Source organism: Aquabacterium sp. (assembly GCF_016195855.1).
Taxonomy (GTDB): Bacteria; Pseudomonadota; Gammaproteobacteria; order Burkholderiales; family Burkholderiaceae_C; genus Aquabacterium.
Genome location: NZ_JACPYU010000020.1, coordinates 19,426 through 40,930 on the forward strand (window position 1 = coordinate 19,426; position 21,505 = coordinate 40,930).

The 21,505-nt window shown below is 63.7% G+C and carries 20 protein-coding genes; 14 read left to right on the top strand and 6 right to left on the bottom strand.

The annotated features are described in order from the left end of the window. Positions 1-266: 266 nt before the first annotated feature. From HY019_RS16945 to HY019_RS16955, 3 genes are all read right to left on the bottom strand, one after another. Complete coding sequence (locus tag HY019_RS16945; RefSeq protein ID WP_290694479.1) at positions 267-959, bottom strand: hypothetical protein; 693 nt, start codon at positions 957-959, stop codon at positions 267-269. A 239-nt stretch (positions 960-1,198) separates the two neighbouring features. Continuing rightward, positions 1,199-1,939, bottom strand: coding sequence for a hypothetical protein (locus HY019_RS16950; RefSeq protein WP_290694481.1), 741 nt, complete (start codon positions 1,937-1,939; stop codon positions 1,199-1,201). Between the two features lie 191 nt (positions 1,940-2,130). After that, entirely contained in the window at positions 2,131-2,808 is a 678-nt protein-coding gene (locus HY019_RS16955; RefSeq protein ID WP_290694483.1) for a hypothetical protein, read from the bottom strand. A 267-nt stretch (positions 2,809-3,075) separates the two neighbouring features. Between HY019_RS16955 and HY019_RS16960 the strand changes: the two genes are divergently transcribed. From HY019_RS16960 to HY019_RS17000, 9 genes are all read left to right on the top strand, one after another. Beyond that, entirely contained in the window at positions 3,076-3,606 is a 531-nt protein-coding gene (locus tag HY019_RS16960; protein WP_290694485.1) for a GNAT family N-acetyltransferase, read from the top strand. A gap of 95 nt (positions 3,607-3,701) precedes the next feature. Beyond that, the gene (locus tag HY019_RS16965; RefSeq protein WP_290694487.1) at positions 3,702-4,388 is read left to right on the top strand and encodes a CerR family C-terminal domain-containing protein; all 687 of its coding nucleotides are present in this window, start codon (positions 3,702-3,704) and stop codon (positions 4,386-4,388) included. Further along, the gene (locus HY019_RS16970) at positions 4,385-5,386 is read left to right on the top strand and encodes an HlyD family efflux transporter periplasmic adaptor subunit (protein ID WP_290694489.1); all 1,002 of its coding nucleotides are present in this window, start codon (positions 4,385-4,387) and stop codon (positions 5,384-5,386) included. Before HY019_RS16965 ends, HY019_RS16970 begins: the two co-directional genes overlap by 4 nt. A gap of 15 nt (positions 5,387-5,401) precedes the next feature. Further along, on the top strand, positions 5,402-8,218 hold the full coding sequence (rbbA, locus tag HY019_RS16975; RefSeq protein ID WP_290694491.1) for a ribosome-associated ATPase/putative transporter RbbA: 2,817 nt from the start codon (positions 5,402-5,404) through the stop codon (positions 8,216-8,218). 4 nt (positions 8,219-8,222) lie between these two features. Beyond that, positions 8,223-9,362, top strand: a complete 1,140-nt coding sequence (locus HY019_RS16980) for an ABC transporter permease (RefSeq protein ID WP_290694493.1) — start codon at positions 8,223-8,225, stop codon at positions 9,360-9,362. 24 nt (positions 9,363-9,386) lie between these two features. Then, a complete protein-coding gene (locus HY019_RS16985) occupies positions 9,387-11,144 on the top strand; it encodes an alpha/beta fold hydrolase (protein WP_290694495.1) in 1,758 nt (585 codons plus the stop codon). A 13-nt stretch (positions 11,145-11,157) separates the two neighbouring features. Further along, positions 11,158-12,582 (top strand): bifunctional enoyl-CoA hydratase/phosphate acetyltransferase, encoded by a 1,425-nt coding sequence (locus HY019_RS16990; RefSeq protein WP_290694497.1) that lies wholly within the window; start codon positions 11,158-11,160, stop codon positions 12,580-12,582. Between the two features lie 65 nt (positions 12,583-12,647). Next, positions 12,648-14,111, top strand: coding sequence for an efflux transporter outer membrane subunit (locus HY019_RS16995; RefSeq protein ID WP_290694499.1), 1,464 nt, complete (start codon positions 12,648-12,650; stop codon positions 14,109-14,111). Positions 14,112-14,146: 35 nt separating this feature from the next. Next, positions 14,147-14,833, top strand: a complete 687-nt coding sequence (locus HY019_RS17000; protein ID WP_290694501.1) for a sterol desaturase family protein — start codon at positions 14,147-14,149, stop codon at positions 14,831-14,833. Between the two features lie 64 nt (positions 14,834-14,897). Here HY019_RS17000 and ilvC read toward each other — a convergent pair whose 3' ends face one another. From ilvC to HY019_RS17015, 3 genes are all read right to left on the bottom strand, one after another. Then, entirely contained in the window at positions 14,898-15,914 is a 1,017-nt protein-coding gene (gene ilvC / locus HY019_RS17005) for a ketol-acid reductoisomerase (RefSeq protein WP_290694503.1), read from the bottom strand. Positions 15,915-16,005: 91 nt separating this feature from the next. Beyond that, the gene (gene ilvN / locus HY019_RS17010; RefSeq protein WP_290672180.1) at positions 16,006-16,497 is read right to left on the bottom strand and encodes an acetolactate synthase small subunit; all 492 of its coding nucleotides are present in this window, start codon (positions 16,495-16,497) and stop codon (positions 16,006-16,008) included. Between the two features lie 174 nt (positions 16,498-16,671). Then, positions 16,672-18,453 carry an acetolactate synthase 3 catalytic subunit gene (locus HY019_RS17015; RefSeq protein ID WP_290694505.1) on the bottom strand — a complete coding sequence of 594 codons (1,782 nt, stop codon included), beginning with the start codon at positions 18,451-18,453 and terminating at the stop codon, positions 16,672-16,674. On the opposite strand from HY019_RS17015, the gene HY019_RS17020 reads away from it, so the two are divergent. From HY019_RS17020 to HY019_RS17040, 5 genes are all read left to right on the top strand, one after another. Further along, positions 18,446-18,781 carry a hypothetical protein gene (locus HY019_RS17020; protein ID WP_290694507.1) on the top strand — a complete coding sequence of 112 codons (336 nt, stop codon included), beginning with the start codon at positions 18,446-18,448 and terminating at the stop codon, positions 18,779-18,781. The genes HY019_RS17015 and HY019_RS17020 overlap by 8 nt on opposite strands. Beyond that, positions 18,778-19,365, top strand: a complete 588-nt coding sequence (locus HY019_RS17025; RefSeq protein ID WP_290694509.1) for an RNA polymerase sigma factor — start codon at positions 18,778-18,780, stop codon at positions 19,363-19,365. The genes HY019_RS17020 and HY019_RS17025 overlap by 4 nt, the downstream gene beginning before the upstream one ends. Next, on the top strand, positions 19,362-19,988 hold the full coding sequence (locus tag HY019_RS17030; protein WP_290694511.1) for a DUF3619 family protein: 627 nt from the start codon (positions 19,362-19,364) through the stop codon (positions 19,986-19,988). The genes HY019_RS17025 and HY019_RS17030 overlap by 4 nt, the downstream gene beginning before the upstream one ends. A 12-nt stretch (positions 19,989-20,000) precedes the next feature. Further along, positions 20,001-20,840: a DUF3106 domain-containing protein gene (locus HY019_RS17035; protein ID WP_290694513.1), complete on the top strand. Its 840-nt coding sequence runs from the start codon at positions 20,001-20,003 to the stop codon at positions 20,838-20,840. Between the two features lie 66 nt (positions 20,841-20,906). Next, positions 20,907-21,452, top strand: coding sequence for an RDD family protein (locus HY019_RS17040; protein ID WP_290694515.1), 546 nt, complete (start codon positions 20,907-20,909; stop codon positions 21,450-21,452). Positions 21,453-21,505: the final 53 nt, after the last annotated feature.

Sequence of the window (21,505 nt, forward strand, 5' to 3'; positions counted from 1 at the left end):
CCATTGGTATGAAGGCCTGCCTGGTCGACACCGCATCGCCCCAGCAACAAGCCCTGCCCTTACCTAAGAACGCCGCGGGAGGCCCTGAGGCTGACACGGTGCGTCTTGCTGCTTCGTAAACTATCGCAAAACAAAACAGCCTGCAGACGGCCGGGCTTGAAGACCCGGATTCTGCAGGCTGCACCCCACTCAGGGGAAACATGCTCGGCGCCTGACTTCAGTCAGACGCGCGGCACGCACAAGGAGAGATCAATCTCAAATCAATATCAAGGAGCGGGCACGTAAGGCGTCATCGACACGGGCTTGGCACGGAACTTCACCACGATGTCCTGCGTCAGGGTGCCGAAGTCGGTTTCGTCCAGCACAGCGCGGTTGTAAGTAGGCAACTTCAGGCCGATCATGAAGGAGTCCTTGGTTTCTTCCGTCAGGAACAGCTTGTCCAGCACTTCGTGAGCCGTGATGGTCAGGGGGAACTTGTACTTGATGCCCAGGGCGGCTTCGGTGTTGTAGTTGTAGATGGCTTGCTGAACCACGCGGCTGGCGGTTGTGGAGGCGGTGCCCTTGATGGACACGTCGGCCAGCACTTGCTTGCTCACGTAGTTGATGGTGAAGTTGGCCAGCGTGACAGCGTAGTCCACACCCTTGAAGGTGCGGCCGAACTGCAAAGCGGAACCGCGTGCATCACCCTTTTCGATCTTCAGGCCGGAACCAATGGTGATCGTCGTGATGGGCAAATTGAAAGTGTCACCGGCATCGCCAATGGGCGTGGCGTTACCCAGCGCGCTGACCGCCACGGCTTGCAGGCTGAAGGCGTCCATGGCCAGGGAAGAGAACTTCTGCACCGAGTTGGCCACGAGCGCGTTGGTGGGGATCGTCAGGCCGGCGTGAGCCGAAGCCGTGGCGGCAACCAGCGCTGCAGCGATGGAAACAGAGCGCAGGGACAGGGTAGAAAAACGCATCTCGAGAACTCCTAATCGGGTCGGTTTGCTTGCTTCGTGCAAGGCGTGTTGGTGTAGTAAGAATGGTGCCCCACCCACGTTTTTCGCACGCCCCCTTGCCTCGGGGGGAGGGGTGGCGAAAAGCGTGAAGAAAACCCGCAAACCTAGGGTTGCCACCTAGTATGTTCGCGGGGGTTTCATCAGGGGTTCTACCAACTACTCAGCACAAACACTTAACCTGATCAGGTTGTGCCCGATGCTCAGAACTCACCGCTGTTGTAGGCGCGGCGAATCTCTTCCATGGCCTGCTCCAGCTTGGCCTGGGTGCGTTCGGCGGGATTGGTCTTGGCCTGCCATTCGGCAAAGGCGGTGGCCTGACGGCGTTTGAGCTCGATCTGGCGGTTCTTGGCCAGCATCTGCTGCTCGTCCTCGCTCATCGGCATGATCGCGTTGAGCTTGGCCTGCTGCTCTTCCAGGCGCTGGTTGCGCTTGGCCTCGTCGGTCTCAACATCGGCCAGCAAGACAGCGCTCATCAGGTTGGCCTCGATGGGCGTGAACTCGCCGCCAGCCAGGCGATCAGGCAACTCGCTCAACAGGGCCTGCGCCATGCGCTGGCGCTTCTTGGCGTCATTGGTCTCGTCCAGGGTCTGCCAGGCCTCGAAGGTGTGCTGGTAGCGCAGGTAGCCGACGATGCGTGTCGCCTCGGACTTCTGCGCGCCCATCTTGTCGAGCACCTGATTGAGGATAGTCCAGTCATCGGGCTGGATATCAGAGGGGCGGCCGTCGGACAGCACCGAGGGCTTGAGCGCCGCAGCCGGGTCGTCATTGCCCACGCCGGGCTGCAACCAGCCAGATGGCGCCCCCTTGCTGTTGGCCAGCAAGACGCCCTCGTGGTCGCCGTCATTGTGACCAAACCACCAATAAGCTGCGCCACCTGCGACCGCGATCGCCAGCCCTGCAGCCGCCATTTGCCAGGATTTAGAACGTTGATACGTGATCATGTTTGGGAAACCTCTACGAACATGTGCCCGATATGCTCGCAGTCTGCACCAACAAGCCGACGCATTGCATCACACGCAATCGGCGTTGCCAAAAAACAAGTCCTGCAAACAATACAACCGTTTGCAGGACCCAAAGAGCTTCTCGAGACAGGCAGGGGCTCACCCCTGCCATGAGATCCGACGATCAGGAATTACTGAGGAACGTACAGCGTGGTGGACACAGGCTTGTCGCGCAGCTTGACCAGGATGTCCTGGGTCAGGGTACCGAACGTGGTGATGGAGTCCAGAGCGGCGGCCAGAACGGGCGTCAGGGCCAGCGACGACTTCATCGTGGCGTTCATTTCAGGCGTCAGGGTCAGTTGGTCCAGCACTTCGTGACCAGTGATGGTCAGGGGGAACTTGTACTTGATGCCCAGGGGCGTCGCAACGTTGAAGTTGTACAGGGGAGCTTGCTTGGTCGTCGTGCCGCCCAGGGGGGTGGTGTCAGCCAGCACTTGCTTGGTGGTGTAGTTGATGGTGAAGTTGGCCACCGTGACGCCAACCTTGCCCACGTTACGGGCGATACGCGAGATTTCCAGCGCCGAACCCTTGGCATCGCCGGAAGCGATCTTCAGAGAGTTGTTGATGGTGATGGAGGTGATGGGGAAGCTGAAAGCGCCAGCCACGCCGTCCACAGCAGTGGCGTTGCCCAGAGGGGCCACGGTCACGCCGCCCACTTCAAAGGCGTCCAGAGACTCTTGCGAGAAAGCTTGAACCGAATTGGCAACCAGGCTGTTGGAGGGGATGGTCAGGTTGGCGTGAGCCGATGCGCCGGCAGCGACCAGTGCGGTTGCGACAGCGATCGTGCGGAACGACAGGGCTTTTTGCATTTCGATGCTCCTAGTGGTGTTGCTTGCTGCTATCGAGCAAAGCGGTGTTGATGTGCGATTAATGTTGCCCGAGCGCCGATTTCCTCACCCCCCCTGCTTCGGGGATGAAAGGGGCTCAAAGGACGTCCAAAAACATCAAACCCAGGGTAACCATTGACGTAAAAAATACCACCCGGATTCGGGATTCCACCATCCCCCGGTAGATGAGGGCTGTTTTGTGGCTCTCGACGAGTGCGCCGCTGCCATCCACGCCAATTTCAGACTGCCATGACGCCTTTGATACCCATCAACAACCTGCCCCGACTCATGCGGGAAGAGGACCTTGATGCCGTCATCCACCTGCAAAGCACCTGCTACAGCAGCGAATTTCACGAACCGAAAGCGGCATTCACCTCGAAGTTGAGGGCCGCACCAGGCAGTTGCTGGGTGACGCCGGGCCCCAGGGGGCTGCTGGCCTATCTGGTCTGCCTACCCATTGAAGGGGATCAGTTGCCTGCATTGCACGCCCCCGATTGGCGTAAGCCATGCAACCCGGACTGGCTATACCTTCACGATCTGGCCATCCACCCCGATGCACGCGGCATGGGCCTGGCCAGTTCGATGCTGCTCAGGGCAAACGAGCTTGCCCGAACCCGAAAGCTGGCGTCCATGGGGCTGATCGCCGTGCAGGGCTCGGTGCCTTTCTGGCGTCGGCATGGGTTTGAGCCCGCCACGGCCGCAGCGGCCCAGATCAGCGTGGAGAAACTCGCCTCCTTTGGTAAAGAGGCGACATTCATGCTGCGGCGCACCATCGCATAGCGAACCAGGTTGATCCCGATCAAGCCCAACTCAAATCAAAGTCATACGATCGACTGAATTCAAAATGCACAGGCATCAACCAGGGCGCATCGGTCATGACATCCCCGCGATCCACAGAAGCCAGCCGGGGCGCCCTCGCCCGCGAGCGCATGGTCCTGGCCGCGCTGGATCTGTTTGGCCGGCATGGCTTTGATGCAACCACGACCCGGATGATTGCGCAGGCCGCGTCCATGAACCTGGGCGCCATCCCTTATTACTTCGGCACCAAAGAAGACCTGTATGCGCAGGCGGCGGGGCACCTCGCCAGCTTCATCGAGCAGGAACAAGCCGGGCCACTGGCCAGGCTGCGCGAACAGAGCGCGCTCACCTCGGACGTGCAGCGCCTGATCGATCTGACGGTCGACTTCCTGCTGGACGAGACCCGGCTGCTGCTGGCAGACAAGGTACCCGGGAGCTGGGTGCAGTTCTTCCTGCGGGCACAGACCGAACACGGTGAAGCTTTCGAGCGCGTTTTTGCACAAGTGGTCGAGCCCGTGCAGCGCAGCCTCAACGAGGTGGTGGCGCGCATCATGCAACGCTCACCCGATGACTTCCATGCGCGCACCCTGTCCTTTTTTCTGCTTCATCAATTCATCTGCCTGCGTCTTGCAGACTCGGTCCTGATGCGCCGCCTGCAATGGGACGCCATCACCCCACAACGCGTCGAGCAGTTACTTGACGTGCTCGCCCCCCATCTTCGCGCCCAGTTGCTGAGCGCTGCCAACCTGCCCTGCACGCCATGAGCAAGAAAACCACCACCTGGCTGATCCTGGCCGCCGCCGTCTTTGCCGCAGGTGGCGTGGCCTGGTGGGTCAACAGCCACCATGACCCGATCCCTGCGGGGCTGATCCGCAGCAATGGCCGGCTGGAAGTCGAGCGCATCGAGATCGCGGCCAAGTACCCCGGCCGCATCATCGCGTTGCCAGTCAACGAAGGGGATCTGGTCAAGGCCGGCGACCTGATTGCCCGCCAGGACAGCACCGAACTGGTCGCACAGCGCGCCGCCGTGGAAGCCGCTCGCCAGCGTGCCAGCCAGGCCATGTCGCGTGCGGCCGCCGAGACGGAAGTGCGCAAGGTGCAGGCGCGCATCGCCCAGCTGGAGCTGGACCACACCACCAGGTTGAAGCAGGACGCGCTGGTGTCCGGTGCAGAAGTTGAGCGCAGGCAGGCCCAGCGTGACGGCGAGAACGCCGGGGTGATGGTGGCCACGGCCGCCATTGGCGAGGCCACCGCAGCCAGGTCCGAAGCCGAGGCGCAAATGAAGCGCCTGGACATCGCCATCGAGGACATGAGCCTGCGCGCGCCGGTCAATGGCCGCATCGAATACCGCGTGGTCGAGCCCGGCTCGGTCATCCCCTCCGGCGGGCGCGTGGCCACCTTGCTGGACACGTCCAATGTGCACATGACGGTGTTCCTGCCCACCTCGATTGCCGGCAGGCTGCAAGTGGGCGACGAGGCCCGCATCGTGCTGGATGCGGCCACGCAGTTCACCATCCCCGCGCGCGTGTCCTTTGTGGCGGCCGAAGCCCAGTTCACGCCCAAGTATGTGGAGACCACCTCAGAGCGGGACAAGCTGGTCTACCGCGTCAAGCTCAAGGTGCCCACTGAGGTCGCCATGCAATATGCAGCGTATGTGAAGGCGGGGTTGACGGGCTATGGCTTTGTGCGCGCAGACAAGTCGGTGAAGTGGCCGGACAACCTGGCCGTCAAGTTGCCGCCGGTGGACACCACCAAGAACTGAGCCAGGGCCACTAACATGAACCGGCCTCCAGCCGCCCCAGCCGTGGACACCTGCCAGGATCTGGCTGTCCGGATCACGGATCTGGGGCACACCTATGGCGCCACACGGGCCATGGACCACGTCAACCTGGCGCTGCCTGCCGGCAAGACCATTGGCCTGGTCGGGCCCGATGGCGTGGGCAAGTCCACGCTGCTGTCGATCATCGCAGGGGTCAAGCGCCTGCAGCATGGCCAGGTCGAGGTGCTTGGGCTGGACATTGCGCAGGCCGACAACCGGGCGCAACTGGCCCCGCGCGTGGCCTTCATGCCCCAGGGCCTGGGCCGCAACCTCTACCCCACCCTGTCGGTGGCCGAGAACATCGACTTCTTTGCCAGGCTCTTCGGGCAAGGCGCAGCGGAACGCGAGTCCCGCATCCAGCGCCTGATGGACGCCACCGGCTTGGCGCCTTTCCGCGGCCGGCCGGCTGGCAAGTTGTCAGGTGGCATGAAGCAAAAGCTCGGCCTGTGCTGCTCGCTGGTGCACGACCCCGATCTGCTGATCCTGGATGAGCCCACCACGGGGGTGGACCCCTTGTCGCGGCGCCAGTTCTGGTCGCTGGTGGAAACGCTGCGCCAGGAGCGCCCGGGCATGACGGTGATCGTCGCCACAGCCTATATGGAAGAAGCCGAGCGCTTCGAGTACCTGGTCGCCATGGACGCCGGCCGCATTCTGGTGTTTGACGACACGCATGCGGTGCTGGAACGTACGCCCGAGAAAACGCTCGAAGCCGCCTATATCGCCATGCTGCCGCCCGACAAGCGCGGCAGCGGTGAAGCGCTGGTGATCCCGCCGCGTGAAACCACGGACGGGCCACCGGCCATCGAGGCCAAGGGGCTCACGCGACGCTTTGGGGACTTCATCGCCGTCAACGACGTGAGCTTTCGCATCGAGCGGGGCGAGATCTTCGGCTTCCTGGGCTCCAACGGTTGCGGCAAGACCACCACGATGAAGATGCTGACGGGCCTGCTGGACATCAGCGATGGCCAGGCCATGCTGCTAGGCCAGCCCATCAATGCGCACGACCTGAGCACGCGCATGCGCGTGGGCTATATGTCTCAAGCCTTCTCGCTGTATGAAGAATTGAGCGTGCGCCAGAACCTGACGCTGCATGCCCGGCTGTATCAACTGGAAGGGCCGGCGGCCGATGCCGCCATCGAAGACGGCCTGCAGCGCTTTGACCTGGTCGACCATGCGGACGCCAAACCCATGCAACTGTCGCTGGGCATGCGCCAGCGCCTGCAACTGGCCGCCGCCTGCCTGCACCGCCCCGAGGTGCTGATCCTGGACGAACCAACCTCAGGCGTGGACCCGGCCGCGCGCGACATGTTCTGGCGCCAGCTGGCCAAGCTGTCACGCGAAGAGCACGTGACCATCTTCGTGTCCACCCACTTCATGAACGAAGCCGAGCGTTGCGACCGCATCTCGCTGATGCACCGGGGCACCGTGTTGGCCGTGGGTTCGCCCCAGGCCTTGCGTGACAGCAAGCGGGCCGACTCGCTGGAGACGGCCTTCATTGCCTACCTCGAAGCGGCCGATGAAACCGTGCAGGTGGCGCAGGCCGCTGCCACGGTGAAGGCGACGTCCCAAGTGCCTGCGACAAAGCCTGATGAATCAGCCCCGGCCTCGCCCCGCACGGCACCAGCCCGCACCAGGCACATCGGCCTGCTCTTGTGGTTGTCGCGCATGTGGGCCTTTGCGCGGCGCGAAGCCATGGAGCTCAAGCGCGACCCCATCCGCCTGACCTTTGCGCTGCTGGGCCCGATCATCTTGTTGGTGACCGCGGCCTGGAGCATCTCGTTCGACATCGAACACGTGGCCTTCTCGGTGCTCGATCACGATCAGAGCCATGACAGTCGCCAGCTGATCGAGCACTTTGCCGGCTCACGGTATTTCGACGAGCACGCGCCCTTGCGCGACATGGCCGACATCAACCGCGTGCTGCAGTCGCACGATGTGTCGCTGGTGGTCGAGATCCCGCCCAACTATGGCCGGGACCTGATTGGCGGGCGCCACCCCGAGGTGGCCTTCTACATTGATGGTGCCGGTCCCTTCACCGCGGAGAACGTGCGCGGTTATGCCACGGGCATCGTGATGGAACACGCCATGCGCTTTGCCCGCGAACAACCAGGCCTGGTGCCCCCCCCCCTGCCTGCCAGCCTGGAGCCGCGCTTCTCGTACAACCAGGAGTTCCGCAGCATCTATGCCTCCACACCCGGCCTGCTGATGCTGTGCCTGATCATCGTCCCGGCCATGCTGACCGCACTGGGCGTGGTGCGTGAAAAAGAGATGGGCTCCATCATCAACCTGTACGCCTCGCCGGCCAGCGTCGGGCAGTTCCTGCTGGGCAAGCAACTGCCGTATATCGCACTGGCCATGGCCAGCTTCCTGACGCTGGTCTTTCTGACCATCGTGTTGCTGCAGGTGCCCTTGAAGGGCGACTTCTTTGCCCTGGCGCTGGGGGCCCTGACCTTCGTGTTCGCCACCACGGCCCTGGGTCTGTTGATCTCGGCCTTCCTGCAAACGCAGGTGGCGGCCTCTTTTGCCTCGGCCATCATCTGCCTGATCCCATCGGTGAACTTCTCGGGCCTGCTCTACCCGGTGTCCACCTTGACCGGCTCGGCCCTGTGGGTGGGCAAGGGCTTCCCGGCATCCTGGTTCCAGTTGATCAGCCTGGGGGCCTTCACCAAAGGCCTGGGCTTTGGCAGCTTCCTGCCGATGTACGCCGCGCTGATGGGCTTTGGCCTGCTCTACCTCGGTCTGGCACGCGTGCTGGTCAGAAAGCAGGAGGGCTGACACCATGTGGGAAGCTGTATGGCAATGGAGCCGCAATGTGTCCCGCCTGGCGAACAAGGAGTTGCGCAGCCTGTTTGGCGATGTGCCCTTGATGGCCTTGATCATCTTCGCCTTCACGGTGGCCATCTACAGCACGGCCAAGGGCGTGAAAGCCGAAGTGGCCAACGCCTCGGTGGGCATCATCGACAGCGACAACTCGGCCCTGTCGCGCCGGCTGCGCGATGCCATTCGCCCGCCCTACTTCAAGCCGCCACGGGACATCACCCACCAGCAAGCCGGCCCCGCGCTGGACAGCAGCGAGGTCATCTTTGTGATCGACATCCCGCCGCGCTTCGAGGCCGATGTACTGGCCCGGCGTGCGCCCTCGATCCAGGTCACGGTGGACGCCACGGCCATGACGCAGGCCGGCCTGGGTGTGGTCTACCTCAATCAGATCTTCCTCAAAGAGCTGCTGGACTTCTTCCACCAACAGGGCATCGAATCCATGTTGCCCGCGCCCCCAGTGATGCACGTGCTGTTCAACCCGAACAACCAGTCGCACTGGTTCACCTCGGTCATGCAGATCGTGACCAACGTGACCGTGCTGGCGATCATCCTGGTGGGCGCCGCCGTGATCCGCGAGCGCGAGCACGGCACCATCGAGCATTTGCTGGTCATGCCGGTGCGCCCCAGCGAGATCGCCATGGCCAAGATCCTGGCCAATGGGGGCGTGATCCTGCTGGCCGTGGGCCTGTCGCTGTGGCTGGTGGTGCACGAGTGGCTGCATGTGCCCTTGTTGGGCTCGGTGCCGCTGTTCCTTGCCGGCACCGCCCTGTACCTGTTTGCCGTCACGGCCCTGGGTATTCTGCTGGCCACCCTGGCCTCGTCCATGCCGCAGTTCGGCTTGCTGGCCGCGCCGGTGTATGTGGTGCTGTACCTGCTGTCGGGTGCGGCCACGCCTGTGGAAAGCATGCCCGAGCTGATTCAGCGTATCGTTCAGGTATCGCCCACCACGCAGTTCGTGAAGATGACGCAGGCCGTGCTGTACCGCGGCGCGGGGCTGGACATCGTCTGGCCTCAGTTGCTGGCAGTGGCCGCGGCTGGTGCGCTGTTTCTTTTCATCGCCCTGACAAGGTTCCGTTCCATGCTGGCCCGACAAGGCTGACATGCCCCAAACAAGGTGACCCACATGAGCAATCCAATCCAGGCGCAGCCGCAAACGCAAGCCGCCCCCACACCCGCCGAGCAATGGCAGGAGCTGGTTCACAAGATCGACCGCCACACGCAGGGCAAGATGGGGCAGATGATGGGTGGTGTCTCGCCCATCCACAGCATGCTGGTGTACCTGGACTGGCTGACCCATCTGGCGATCTCGCCGGGCAAGCAACTGGACGTGGTCAAGGGCACGCTGGAGGACGCGCAAGAGGCCGCGGGCAACCTCATGCAACCCGGCAGGCAGGGCAGCATCTGCTGCTCGGACCCCCGTTTTGCCTCGGCCGCCTGGCAGCATTGGCCCTACAACCTGTATGCACAGACCTTCCAGGTCATGGAGCGCGCCTGGGACCGCGCCACGCGCGACGTGCCCGGTGTGAGCCACAAGCACGAGGACGTGGCCACCTTTGCCGCGCGCCAATGGATGGACATCTTCTCGCCGTCCAACGTGCCCTGGATGAACCCGGACGTGGTCAAGGCCACCCAGGACGAGCGCGGCATGAACCTGTTCCGTGGCGCGCTCAACTGGCTTGATGACCTGCACCGCATCGTCCACAAGCTGCCGCCGGCCGGCGTGGACGCCTTCAAGCCCGGCGAGAACGTGGCCATCACCCCGGGCAAGGTGGTCTTTCGCAACCATTTGATCGAGCTGATCCAGTACAGCCCGAGCACGGAGAAAGTTCACGCCGAGCCCATCCTGATCGTGCCCGCCTGGATCATGAAGTACTACATCCTGGACCTGTCGCCCCACGACTCGCTGGTCAAGTTCCTGGTCGACAAGGGCCACACGGTGTTCATGATCTCGTGGAAGAACCCGACCACCGCCGACCGCGACATGAGCATGGAGACCTACCGCGCCGATGGCGTGATGGCCGCCATCGACACCATCAGCAAGGTCATCCCCGATCGCAAGATCCACAGCGTGGGCTACTGCCTGGGCGGCACCATGCTGGAGATCGCCGCCGCCACCATGGGCCGCGACGGCGACGAGCGCCTCGCTTCGATCTCGCTGTTTGCCGCGCAGGGCGACTTCACCGAAGCCGGCGAGTTGCTGCTGTTCATCAACCACAGCCAGGTCAACCTGCTGGAGGCCATGATGGCCGAGCAAGGCGTGCTGCAGGGCTCGCAAATGGCCGGGGCCTTCAAGCTGCTGCACACCAGTGACCTGATCTGGTCGCGCGCCCTCAAGGACTACATGCTGGGCCAGCGCGAAAAGCCCAATGACCTGATGGCCTGGAACGCCGACACCACCCGCATGCCCGCCCGCATGCACTCCGAATACCTGCACAAGCTCTTCCTGCACAACGATCTGGCCACCGGTCGCTACGAGGTCAACGGCGCGCCCATCTGGTTCACCGATATCCGCATCCCCTGCTTTGCGGTGGGCACGGTCAGCGACCACGTGGCCCCCTGGAAGTCGGTCTACAAGCTCCATTTGCTGCCGTTGGACATCACCTTCGTGCTCACCAGTGGCGGCCACAACGCCGGCATCGTCAGCGAGCCAGGACACCCCAATCGCCACTTCCAGCTGCGCCGCCGCACACCCGAAGAGCGCTACATCTCCCCTGAGCGCTGGCAGGCCGAGGTGCCTCATCAGGAGGGCTCGTGGTGGCCCGCCTGGGAAAACTGGCTCGTGGGCCACTCCAGCGGGCTGATCGCCCCCCCGCGCATGGGCCTGCCCGATCAAAAGAAGAAGCTGCCCGACGCCCCCGGCGAATACGTGCACGAACAATGAACCAACCCCTGCCATGAGCCCTACTGCCGACACCCCGGTCATGCTGGAAAACCGCTGCTACGACGAGTTGAACGTCGGCGACAGCGCCTCCTTGACGCGCGTGCTGACCAAGGACGACATCGAGTTGTTCGCCATCCTCAGCGGTGACGTCAACCCGGCGCACCTGGACGAGGCCTATGCGCGTGACACGCCCTTCCACAAAGTCATCGCGCACGGCATGTGGGGCGGCACGCTGATCTCCACCGTGCTGGGCACCAAGCTGCCGGGGCCTGGCACCATCTACGTGGGCCAGCAACTGCACTTCGTGCGGCCGGTTGGCCTGGATGACGTCATCACCGTCACCGTCACGGTCAAGGAAAAGCGCGACAAGAACATGGTGCTGCTGGACTGCCTCTGCAGCAACCAGTTGGGCAAGCCCGTCATCACCGGCGAAGCCGAAGTCATGGCACCCAGCGTGAAGGTCCGGCGCGAAGCCCAACCCTTGCCAGAACTGCACCTGCATCGCCACGAGCGCTTTGCCCAATTGATGGCCCTGACCACGCCGCTTGCGGCCATCCGCTGTGCCGTGGTCTACCCGGATTCACTGGACAGCCTCATGGCCGCGCTGGATGCTGCCCGCAGCGGCCTGATCCAGCCGCTGCTGATTGGCCAGCGTGCGCGCCTGGAAGCCCTGGCGCAAGCGCATGGTCTGGACCTGTCCGGCTGCGAGTGGGAGGAAGCCTCCTCGGCCACTTCCGCGGCATGGCAGGCCGTTGCCCTGGCCCGAGAAGGCGATGTGGCCGCCATCATGCAAGGGCAGATCACGCATGAAGCCCTGCTCCAGGCCGTGACCGCGCATGAAGGGGGCTTGCGGCAGCACCGCGAAATCACCCACGCCTATGTGGCGGATGTGCCGGACTACCCTCGCCCCTTCATCGTGACCGACGCGGCCATCCATGTCCAGCCGACGCTGGAGGTCAAGCGCGACATCGTGCAGAACGCGATCGACCTGGCTCGCGTGCTGGGCTTTGACGAGCCGCGCGTGGCCGTCCTGTCGGCGGCCGACGCCGTCACCAGCGCCCTGCCTTCGTCCATGGATGCCGCAGCCCTGTGCAAGATGGTGGAGCGCCACCAGATCATCGGCGGACTGGTGGATGGCCCCTTGTCATTCGACGCCGCCATCAACCCGGATGTGGCCCGGCGAAAGAACCCGGATTCAACCGTGGCGGGCCAAGCCAACGTGCTCGTGGTGCCCAACCTCGAAACCGGCGACATGCTCGTCAAACAGCTGAGCTTCCTGGCCGATGCCGATGTGGCCAGCATTGTGCTGGGCGCGCTGGTGCCCGTGATCCTGATTGACCGAGCAGACAACCCACGCACACGTGTGGCCTCCACCGCACTGGCCGTGTTGCTGTCCGCGGCCCAAGGCCGACTCGACCCAGTCACGCGCCTTCCATGACCAGCATGCCTCGTGAGCCTTTCATGATTTCCACACCGACCCTTCGTGCATGCAGCCTCGCGGCCATGCTGTGCCTGACCCTCGCCGCCTGTACCACCATCAAGGTGGACATGCCCGCTGACGTGGCCACCCCCAAGGCCTTCGATCACGCGCCCACGGCATCCAGCGCCGATGCGGCGACAGGCAGCGACATCGCCGCCTGGTGGCACACCATCCCGGACCCCACGCTGATCCAGTTGATCGACCAGGGCCTGGCCGCCAACCCCGATATCCGGGCGGCCATCGCCCGGGTACGTGAGGCCCGCACCGTGGTCACCACCGCCGAGTCGGCGCTCTACCCCACGCTGATGGCATACGGCGCCACCGGCCGGCAGAAGTTCAACGAGGTCAGCCCACCCACGGTGCCGCTGCCCGTCCCGGTCAACCTGCCGCCTGTCAACGTCCCCATCAGTTCCTTCAACGGCAGCGGCTTCGCGGCCGCCTGGGAAGTGGACATCTTCGGCTCGCGCCGCAGCGATGCAGAGGCCGCGCGCCAGGCCGCGCTGGCTTATGAAGAGAAGCTGCATGGCGCCCAGATGATGGTGGCCGGCGACATCGCCAGCAACTACATCGAAGCACGCAGCCTGGAGCGCCGCATGGACGTGCTGGCGCGCAGCATCACCACCGCCCAGCGCCTGCAACGCTATGCGCAAGGGCGCTTCGATGCCGGGCAAGCCACCCGCTACGACATCGACCGCAGCAAGGCCGCCGTCGAGGCCCTGGGGGCCATGCAAGCGCCGCTGCAAAGCCTGTTGGGTGCGCGTCTGCGCCGCCTGGCGGTCCTGACCGGTCAGACGCCAGAAGCCCTCAAGGCCCTGCCCCGCCCCACTGCCAGCGCCCCGGCCGATGCCAGCGTCATCCCCGACAAACTGCCCGGCATCCTGCCCTCCGACGTGCTGGAGCGCCGCCCCGACGTCAGGGGCAGTGCCAACGTGGTGCGCGCGATGGCGGCCCGACTGGGCAGCGCCAAGGCCGAGGTCCTGCCCAAGTTCTACCTGGGCTTCCTGTCCAACGACGGCCACCTGGAGATCGGCAACCTGCCCTCCGCCGCCTCCAGCTTCACGGCCTGGGGAGCCGGTGTCAGGCTGCCGATCTTTGAAGGGGGCCGCATCCAGGCCAACATCAAGGCTGGCGACGCTCGGCTGGATGCCGCCGCCGCGCAATATGAACAGGCCGTGCTCACCGCACTGGAAGACGTCGAGAACGCCTACAGCGCACGCCACGCGCTGGACCAGCGTGCACAGCAATTGACCACGGCCTGGCGCACCTCCGCGGATGGGGCCTTGCATGCGCAAAAGCTCTTCGATGAGGGTTCGGGCCTGCTGCAACCCGTGCTGGAAGCCCGCCTCAGTGCTTTGCAACGCGAGGACGACCTGATTCAGGCGCAAACCGCACGCGCCATGACCACGGTGCTACTCTACAAAGCCATTGGTGGCGGCTGGACGGCCGGCCCCTTGCCAGACAAGCCCGCTGCCACCGCAGCCCCGTAAGCCCATCCAGCCCCGCTTTGCCCAGGAGGCCCGACATGCGTGACGCAACCCTGGCATTCCGTCTCCGCTACCGCGCCCAGGTGAGCCCCCGCTACAACGCGCTGCTACACGCTGTGTTCGTGTTCGGGCTTGGCGTAGCGGCCTACATCGGCTTGCTGGGCCAGGTCCATGACAGCCAGCCCTGGCAATGGCTGGCAGCCCCCATCGGCCTGCTCGTGTTCAACGCCGCCGTTTACCTGGTGCACCGGGCACTGGGCCATCACAAGCGCAGCTGGGCCGCCCTGTTCTACGCCCGCCACACGGGGGACCACCACAGCTTCTTCAGTGAACAGACCATGAGCTACGACGACTGGCGAGACTGGCGCGTGATCCTGTTCCCGCCCTGGTTGATCGTGGTCTACCTGCTGGCCTTCGTGGCGCCGGCCATCTGGTTGATCAGCACACTCGCCCAAGCCAACGTCGCCTGGATCTTCGGTGCGCACGCGACCCTGGGCTACCTGCTCTACGAGTTCTTCCACACCTGCCACCATCTGCCCGAGGGCCATTGGCTCACACGCCTGCCCTGGCTGCGCGAGATGCGCCAGTTGCACCGCCTGCACCACCGCCGCGACCTCATGCACACGCACAACTTCAACATCGTGCTGCCGCTGATGGACAAGCTCTGCGGCACCTTGCATTGGGAAGCCCCCACAGGGCCTGGCCCCAACAAAAAAGCCGCCTGAGGCTTGCACCCCGGCGGCTTTCATCTGAAGCACAGCGAAGCCGGAACCAGTCCGGCCAGCCAGATCAGTTCTTCGACTGGTCAACCAGCTTGTTCTTGGCGATCCAAGGCATCATGGCGCGCAGTTCGCCACCGACCACTTCGATCGGGTGCACGGCGTTCAGACGACGGCGAGCGGTCATGCTCGGGTAGTTCGTCTTGCCTTCGTTGATGAACATCTTGGCGTATTCGCCAGTCTGGATGCGCTTGAGCGCATTGCGCATGGCTTCGCGCGACTTCTCGTTGATCACTTCCGTACCCGTCACGTACTCGCCGTATTCGGCGTTGTTCGAGATCGAGTAGTTCATGTTGGCGATGCCGCCTTCGTACATCAGGTCAACGATCAGCTTCAGCTCGTGCAGGCACTCGAAGTAGGCCATTTCAGGCGCGTAACCGGCTTCGGTCAGCGTCTCGAAGCCCATCTTCACCAGCTCAACCGCGCCACCGCACAGCACGGCTTGCTCGCCGAACAGGTCGGTTTCGGTTTCTTCGCGGAAGTTGGTCTCGATCACGCCACCCTTGGTGCCGCCGTTGGCTGCTGCGTAGGACAAGGCGATGTCCTTGGCCTTGCCCGACTTGTCCTGGTAAATGGCGATCAGGGAAGGCACGCCGCCGCCCTTGAGGTACTCGGAGCGCACGGTGTGGCCAGGGCCCTTGGGGGCAACCATGATCACGTCCAGGTCAGCGCGGGGCACGACCTGGTTGTAGTGCACGTTGAAGCCGTGGGCAAACGCCAGCACGGCGCCTTGCTTGATGTTGGGGGCGACGTTGTTGTTGTACACCTCGGGGATGTTCTCGTCGGGCAACAGGATCATCACGACGTCAGCGTTCTTGACGGCGTCATTGACTTCAGCGACCTTGATGCCAGCGGCTTCCACCTTGGACCACGAAGCGCCACCCTTGCGCAGACCGACCGTCACGTTGACGCCCGAATCACGCAGGTTTTGAGCGTGGGCATGGCCTTGCGAGCCATAACCGATGATGGCCACGTTCTTGCCCTTGATCAGGCTCAGATCGGCGTCCTTGTCGTAATAGACCTTCATGTGTGTATCTCCGTCGGAAAAACTGTTGAATGCCTGAACAAATCAGGCAAGGGATTCAGGAATAGCGGGAAGGAAAAGAGACTGCGGTGAGTCAGACGCGCAAGATGCGCTCGCCGCGCCCGATCCCGCTGGTCCCGGTGCGCACGGTTTCAAGGATGGCGGCGCGGTCGATGGCTTCAATGAAGGCATCGAGCTTGGCAGCGTCGCCAGTCAATTCGATGGTGTAGGTCTTGTCGGTCACGTCGATGATGCGGCCGCGGAAGATGTCCGCCATGCGCTTCATCTCTTCGCGCTCCTTGCCCACGGCGCGCACCTTGATGAGCATCAGCTCACGCTCGGTGTAAGGGCCTTCGGACAAGTCGACAACCTTCACGACCTCGATCAGGCGGTTCAGGTGCTTGGTGATCTGTTCGATCACGTCATCCGAACCGGTGGTCACGATGGTCATGCGCGACAGCGAAGGGTCTTCGGTCGTGGCGACCGTCAGGCTCTCGATGTTGTAGCCGCGCGCCGAGAACAGGCCGACCACACGCGACAGCGCGCCGGGTTCGTTCTCAAGCAAAAGGGCAATGATGTGTTTCATATGGATCGTCCTTGCGGGCTCTTAGCACCTGGGGGCGGTAACCCCCAGGCCGTGGCCACGTAGTGCGATGGGTATCGGTTGTGCGTTGATCCTGGCCGAGGCTTCAAGGTCGTCAATCAGGCACCGGCAAGCGCCTGACTGCACCCTGCCCGCCTCATGCCGGGCATGGAGGGATTACAGGTCTTCGGAGCCCAGCAGCATTTCGGAGATGCCCTTGCCGGCCTGAACCATCGGCCAGACGTTTTCCGTCGGGTCGGTGCGGATGTCCAGGAACACGGTGCGGTCCTTGAGCTTGATGGCTTCGCGCAGCGCGCCTTCGACATCTTCAGGGCGCTCGATCAGCAGGCCCACGTGGCCATAGGCTTCGGCCAGCTTCACGAAGTTGGGCAGTGCGTCCATGTAGCTGTGCGAGTAGCGGCCGCCGTAGTCCAGCTGCTGCCACTGGCGCACCATGCCCAGGTAGCGGTTGTTGAGCGACAGCACCTTGACGGGCGTGTTGTACTGCAGGCAGGTCGACAGTTCCTGGATGCACATCTGGATCGAGCCTTCGCCCGTGATGCAGAAGACATCGGCGTCCGGCTTGGCCAGCTTGATGCCCATGGCGTAAGGCAGGCCCACACCCATGGTGCCCAGGCCACCGGAGTTGATCCAGCGGCGGGGTTCTTCAAATTTGCTGTACTGCGCCGCGAACATCTGGTGCTGACCGACGTCCGAGGTGATGTAGTAGTCGGTCCCCTTGGTCAGCTCGGCCAGCTTCTCGACCACGGACTGAGGCTTGATCACCTCGGTCGAGGTCTTGTACTTCAGGCAGTCGCGTTTCTTCCACTCGTTGACCTGGCCCCACCAGGCGGCCAGCGCGTTCTGGTCCGGCTTGAGCTGCGATTCCTTGATCTGGGCGATCATTTCCAGCAACACGTCCTTCACATCGCCCACGATGGGGATGTCAACCTTGACGCGTTTGGAGATCGACGAAGGGTCGATGTCGATGTGGATGATCTTGCGCTCGACCTGGGCGAAGTGCTTGGGGTTGCCGATCACGCGGTCGTCGAAGCGGGCGCCCACGGCGATCACCACGTCGGCGTTCTGCATGGTCATGTTGGCTTCGTAAGTGCCGTGCATGCCCAGCATGCCCAGGAAGGTCTTGTCGGACGCGGGGATCGCGCCCAGGCCCATCAGGGTGCTGGTGCTGGGGTAGCCCAGCATGTTGACCAGTTCGCGCAGCTCGTTGGAGGCCTCACCCAGGATCACACCGCCACCGGTGTAGATGTAGGGGCGCTTGGCGTTGAGCAGCAGTTGCACAGCCTTGCGGATCTGGCCGCCGTGGCCCTTGCGCACCGGGTTGTACGAGCGCATTTCCACCGTCTCGGGGTAGTGGAAAGCGGTGGTCTTGAGCGACACGTCCTTGGGCACGTCCACCACCACAGGGCCAGGGCGGCCGGTGCGGGCGATGTGGAAGGCCTTCTTCATCGTGACGGCCAGATCGGCCACGTCCTTGACGAGGAAATTGTGTTTGACGATGGGGCGGGTGATGCCGACGGTGTCGCACTCCTGGAAGGCATCCAGGCCGATCGCGGGCGTGGGCACCTGACCGGTGATGATCACCATGGGGATCGAGTCCATGTAGGCCGTGGCGATGCCGGTGATGGCATTCGTCACGCCGGGGCCGGAGGTCACCAGGGCCACGCCGACGTCGCCCGTGGCGCGCGCATAGCCGTCAGCGGCGTGGACGGCAGCCTGTTCGTGGCGCACGAGCACGTGCTCGATGGTGTCCTGCTTGTACAGCGCGTCGTAAATATAGAGAACCGCACCACCCGGGTAGCCCCACATGTACTTGACGCCTTCAGCCTGAAGGCAGCGCACGAGGATGTCGGACCCGTTGAGGATCTCGCCGGAGGGGGATTGAGCATTGGCGTCGGCCGAGCCGGCGCGGCGGATATCCGCAGGAGACATGTCCATGATTGAAAGAACCTTTCCGAATTTCTCTAACGAAAAACGATCGGTGCCCCTCTACATCGCCACAGCTTTGGGGGCTGCGACAACAGCACTGCGGCAACGGATTGCCAGCGTGCTCGCCCTTGTGAGGCGGATTTGGAGCCTGCGCGGCCTGCCACTGATGCCGATTAGGCAACCAGACTCAGGCCAGATCGAGATGGCGCAAAGACGAACATTATCGCATCCCTTCGCGTCAATTCAAGCAGACCCTGAGATGCAAAGCTTCACATTCACGTGTCAGTGCCATAATCCGCCCGCGAAATGGCTCGCCCACCGGCTCATTCGGTCTTGACTCCCCTGCCCAGCCCCACCTTCGAAGAAGAACTCAACGAGTTCCTGAAAAGCGTTGAGCGACGTGCGTTCAAACGCACGGTCTATGCCGTGCGCGATGAGGAAGCCGCCCTGGACATCGTGCAGGACGCCATGATCCGCCTGACCCAGAGCTACTCGGACCGCCCCTCGAACGAGTGGCCCATGCTGTTCCAGCGCATCCTGTCCAACGCCACGCTGGACTGGTTTCGGCGCCAGAAAGTTCGCAATGCGGTATTCATGAACATCGGCGACCTGGAAGCGGCCGTCGATGACGATGACAGCGGCGACTTCAACCTGCTGGAATCGCTCAGATCTGACCAGGGCGGCACAGAAGGTGCTGATGATTCCGCCGCCAGAACCGAAATACTGGCTCAGATCGAAGACGAAATCGGCAAATTGCCGACGCGTCAACGGGAAGCGTTCCTGCTGCGTTACTGGGAGGAACTGGATGTCGCGGAAACCGCAGCAGCCATGGGTTGCTCGGAAGGCAGTGTGAAGACGCACTGCTCACGCGCGGTCCAGTCCCTTGCCAAAGCCCTTCAATCTCGCGGAATTACATTGTGAAAACCCGGCCCCCCACCCCGCTGACACCAGCGCAACGCGAAGCCCTTGAGGCACGCTTTGCTCTGCGTCTGAGCGCGCGCCTGGAAGAGGGTGCGCAATCTGTTCCATACGACATCTCCGAGCGCCTTCGGGTTGCCCGCGAGCAGGCTGTTCGTGCCGGCCGCGAGGCCCGCGTGGCGGCCACTGCCCCCGTGATGGCCCCGGCCCCCACGGTGAACGTGAGCGTGGCAGGCCTGAGCACGGCGGGCGCTGGCGGCATGCGCACAGGCCCCGGTTGGAGCGAGAGCCGTTACGCCCGATCCAACGACCATGGCCGCCGCCTGGATGACAGCCCGCCCTCCTGGGGCTGGCGCATCGCCTCGACCTTGCCCGTGATCGCCCTGGTTGCCGGCCTGTGGGGCATCCACCAGTACTACAAGCACGAACAGGTACAGGCCGCCACCGACGTGGACATGGCCTTGCTGACAGACGATCTGCCACCGAACGCCTACGCTGACCCCGGCTTTGCCGAGTTCCTGCGCACCGACACCGGGCCGACGGTGCGCCCGATCGACGAAACGGCGCCCGAAGCATCCGGCGACCTGCAAACCACCGAAACCGCGCCCGCCTCCACCACGCCCTGACCCCTGGCTTCCATGAAGTTGACCCCAGCCTTGCTCCGCACCCTGCCCCTGGCCCTGATGGCTACCGGCATGCTGTGGCTTGCCCATGCACCCGCCCAGGCGGATGCCGTGGTGCGCAAGGCCAGCGCCAACAGCGTGGTGGAAGTCGACACCCCGACAGAGTGGCGTGAACTGACGCCAGCGCAGAAGAAGGTGCTCACGCCGCTGGAGCGCCATTGGTCCAGCATGGACGACGCGGGGCGAGACAAGTGGATCAATGTGGCCAACCGCTTCAGCAAACTCTCGCCTGCCGAGCAGCAGCGCGTTCAGGAACGCATGACGCAGTGGTCCAAGCTGCAGCCTCAGGAGCGCGGCGAAGCGCGCTTGCGTTTCCAGCAAACACGCCAGTTGACCGCCGACGAGCGCCAGCAAAAATGGGCCGCCTACCAGGCCCTGCCTGCGCAAGACCGGCAGGATCTGGTCCAGCAAGCCAAACGCAAGGCCAAGCCCGTTTTCCTGGCTGACAACATGGTGGGCCCGCGCGAGGCCCGTCAGGCTTACGCCAACAAGCGCAATCTGGCTCAGGCGGCATCGGACAAAAAGTCCAACGTGGTGCCCAATGCCATGAGCTCGACCGCGCCTTCCCAGACCGTGGTCAGCCCAACCATGGTCAAGGCCGGCTCCGGCGCCACGACCAGCCTGGTCACCCAGCGCCCCACGCCGCCCCTGCATCAGCACACTGGCTTGACCAAGATCACCGCATCGAAGGGCTTCGTGGACCCGGTCACCTTGTTGCCCAAGAAGGGCGCCCAGAGTGCGGCCATGGCCTCGCTGCCGGCAACCGCGACGACAGATCAGACGCAACGGCGCTGATACCCGGCTGGCATCAGCGCCAAGCTGGTGTATCGTTCGGCCCTCGTTGATCGCCTTCTTCATCCCATGACGGTTTCCCCCGCTTCGACGCCGGTCGGGCTGAGCACCACTGCCAGCCTGGCGCGAGCCCAAGGCCCCGCACCCGCGCTGCGACGCCGCCTGGCCGCTTTCGTTTACGAGGGCGTGCTGCTGTTCGGCCTGTTCATGGTGGTGGGCTACATCTACTCCATTGCCACCAACCAGCGGCATGCGCTGCACGGCCGCGAAGGCATGATGGCCGCTCAGTTTCTGGCCCTGTCTGCGTATTTCCTGTGGTTCTGGACGCATGGCGGCCAGACCCTGGCCTTGAAAACCTGGCACATCCGTGTGGTCACGCAGGCCGGCGCGCCCCTGCCACTCAAACAAGCCCTGCAACGCTACCTGGCCTCCTGGCTGTGGTTCATGCCCGCCTGGGCCGGCGCCTGGCTGGCAGGCTGGCACCAATCCAAGCTGTTGTACGGCGCCATGGGCGTGTGGATCCTGATCTACACCGCGCTGACCTGGTTGTTGCCCCAGCAGCAGTTCCTGCACGACGTCATCTGCAAGACCCGCCTGATCGATACCCGCGCCTGAACGCTCCCTTAACGCCCCTTTAGCACCCCCTTAGCGCCCCTCCGAGCGCCCGC

Excerpts from the sequence above, each read along its gene's own strand:
- HY019_RS16945 (WP_290694479.1), bottom strand. The coding sequence starts at position 959 with ATGCGTTTTTCTACCCTGTCCCTGCGCTCTGTTTCCATCGCTGCAGCG.
- HY019_RS16950 (WP_290694481.1), bottom strand. The coding sequence starts at position 1,939 with ATGATCACGTATCAACGTTCTAAATCCTGGCAAATGGCGGCTGCAGGG.
- HY019_RS16955 (WP_290694483.1), bottom strand. The coding sequence starts at position 2,808 with ATGCAAAAAGCCCTGTCGTTCCGCACGATCGCTGTCGCAACCGCACTG.
- HY019_RS16960 (WP_290694485.1), top strand. The coding sequence starts at position 3,076 with ATGACGCCTTTGATACCCATCAACAACCTGCCCCGACTCATGCGGGAA.
- HY019_RS16965 (WP_290694487.1), top strand. The coding sequence starts at position 3,702 with ATGACATCCCCGCGATCCACAGAAGCCAGCCGGGGCGCCCTCGCCCGC.
- HY019_RS16970 (WP_290694489.1), top strand. The coding sequence starts at position 4,385 with ATGAGCAAGAAAACCACCACCTGGCTGATCCTGGCCGCCGCCGTCTTT.
- rbbA (WP_290694491.1), top strand. The coding sequence starts at position 5,402 with ATGAACCGGCCTCCAGCCGCCCCAGCCGTGGACACCTGCCAGGATCTG.
- HY019_RS16980 (WP_290694493.1), top strand. The coding sequence starts at position 8,223 with ATGTGGGAAGCTGTATGGCAATGGAGCCGCAATGTGTCCCGCCTGGCG.
- HY019_RS16985 (WP_290694495.1), top strand. The coding sequence starts at position 9,387 with ATGAGCAATCCAATCCAGGCGCAGCCGCAAACGCAAGCCGCCCCCACA.
- HY019_RS16990 (WP_290694497.1), top strand. The coding sequence starts at position 11,158 with ATGAGCCCTACTGCCGACACCCCGGTCATGCTGGAAAACCGCTGCTAC.
- HY019_RS16995 (WP_290694499.1), top strand. The coding sequence starts at position 12,648 with ATGCTGTGCCTGACCCTCGCCGCCTGTACCACCATCAAGGTGGACATG.
- HY019_RS17000 (WP_290694501.1), top strand. The coding sequence starts at position 14,147 with ATGCGTGACGCAACCCTGGCATTCCGTCTCCGCTACCGCGCCCAGGTG.
- ilvC (WP_290694503.1), bottom strand. The coding sequence starts at position 15,914 with ATGAAGGTCTATTACGACAAGGACGCCGATCTGAGCCTGATCAAGGGC.
- ilvN (WP_290672180.1), bottom strand. The coding sequence starts at position 16,497 with ATGAAACACATCATTGCCCTTTTGCTTGAGAACGAACCCGGCGCGCTG.
- HY019_RS17020 (WP_290694507.1), top strand. The coding sequence starts at position 18,446 with ATGTCCATGATTGAAAGAACCTTTCCGAATTTCTCTAACGAAAAACGA.
- HY019_RS17015 (WP_290694505.1), bottom strand. The coding sequence starts at position 18,453 with ATGGACATGTCTCCTGCGGATATCCGCCGCGCCGGCTCGGCCGACGCC.
- HY019_RS17035 (WP_290694513.1), top strand. The coding sequence starts at position 20,001 with ATGAAGTTGACCCCAGCCTTGCTCCGCACCCTGCCCCTGGCCCTGATG.
- HY019_RS17040 (WP_290694515.1), top strand. The coding sequence starts at position 20,907 with ATGACGGTTTCCCCCGCTTCGACGCCGGTCGGGCTGAGCACCACTGCC.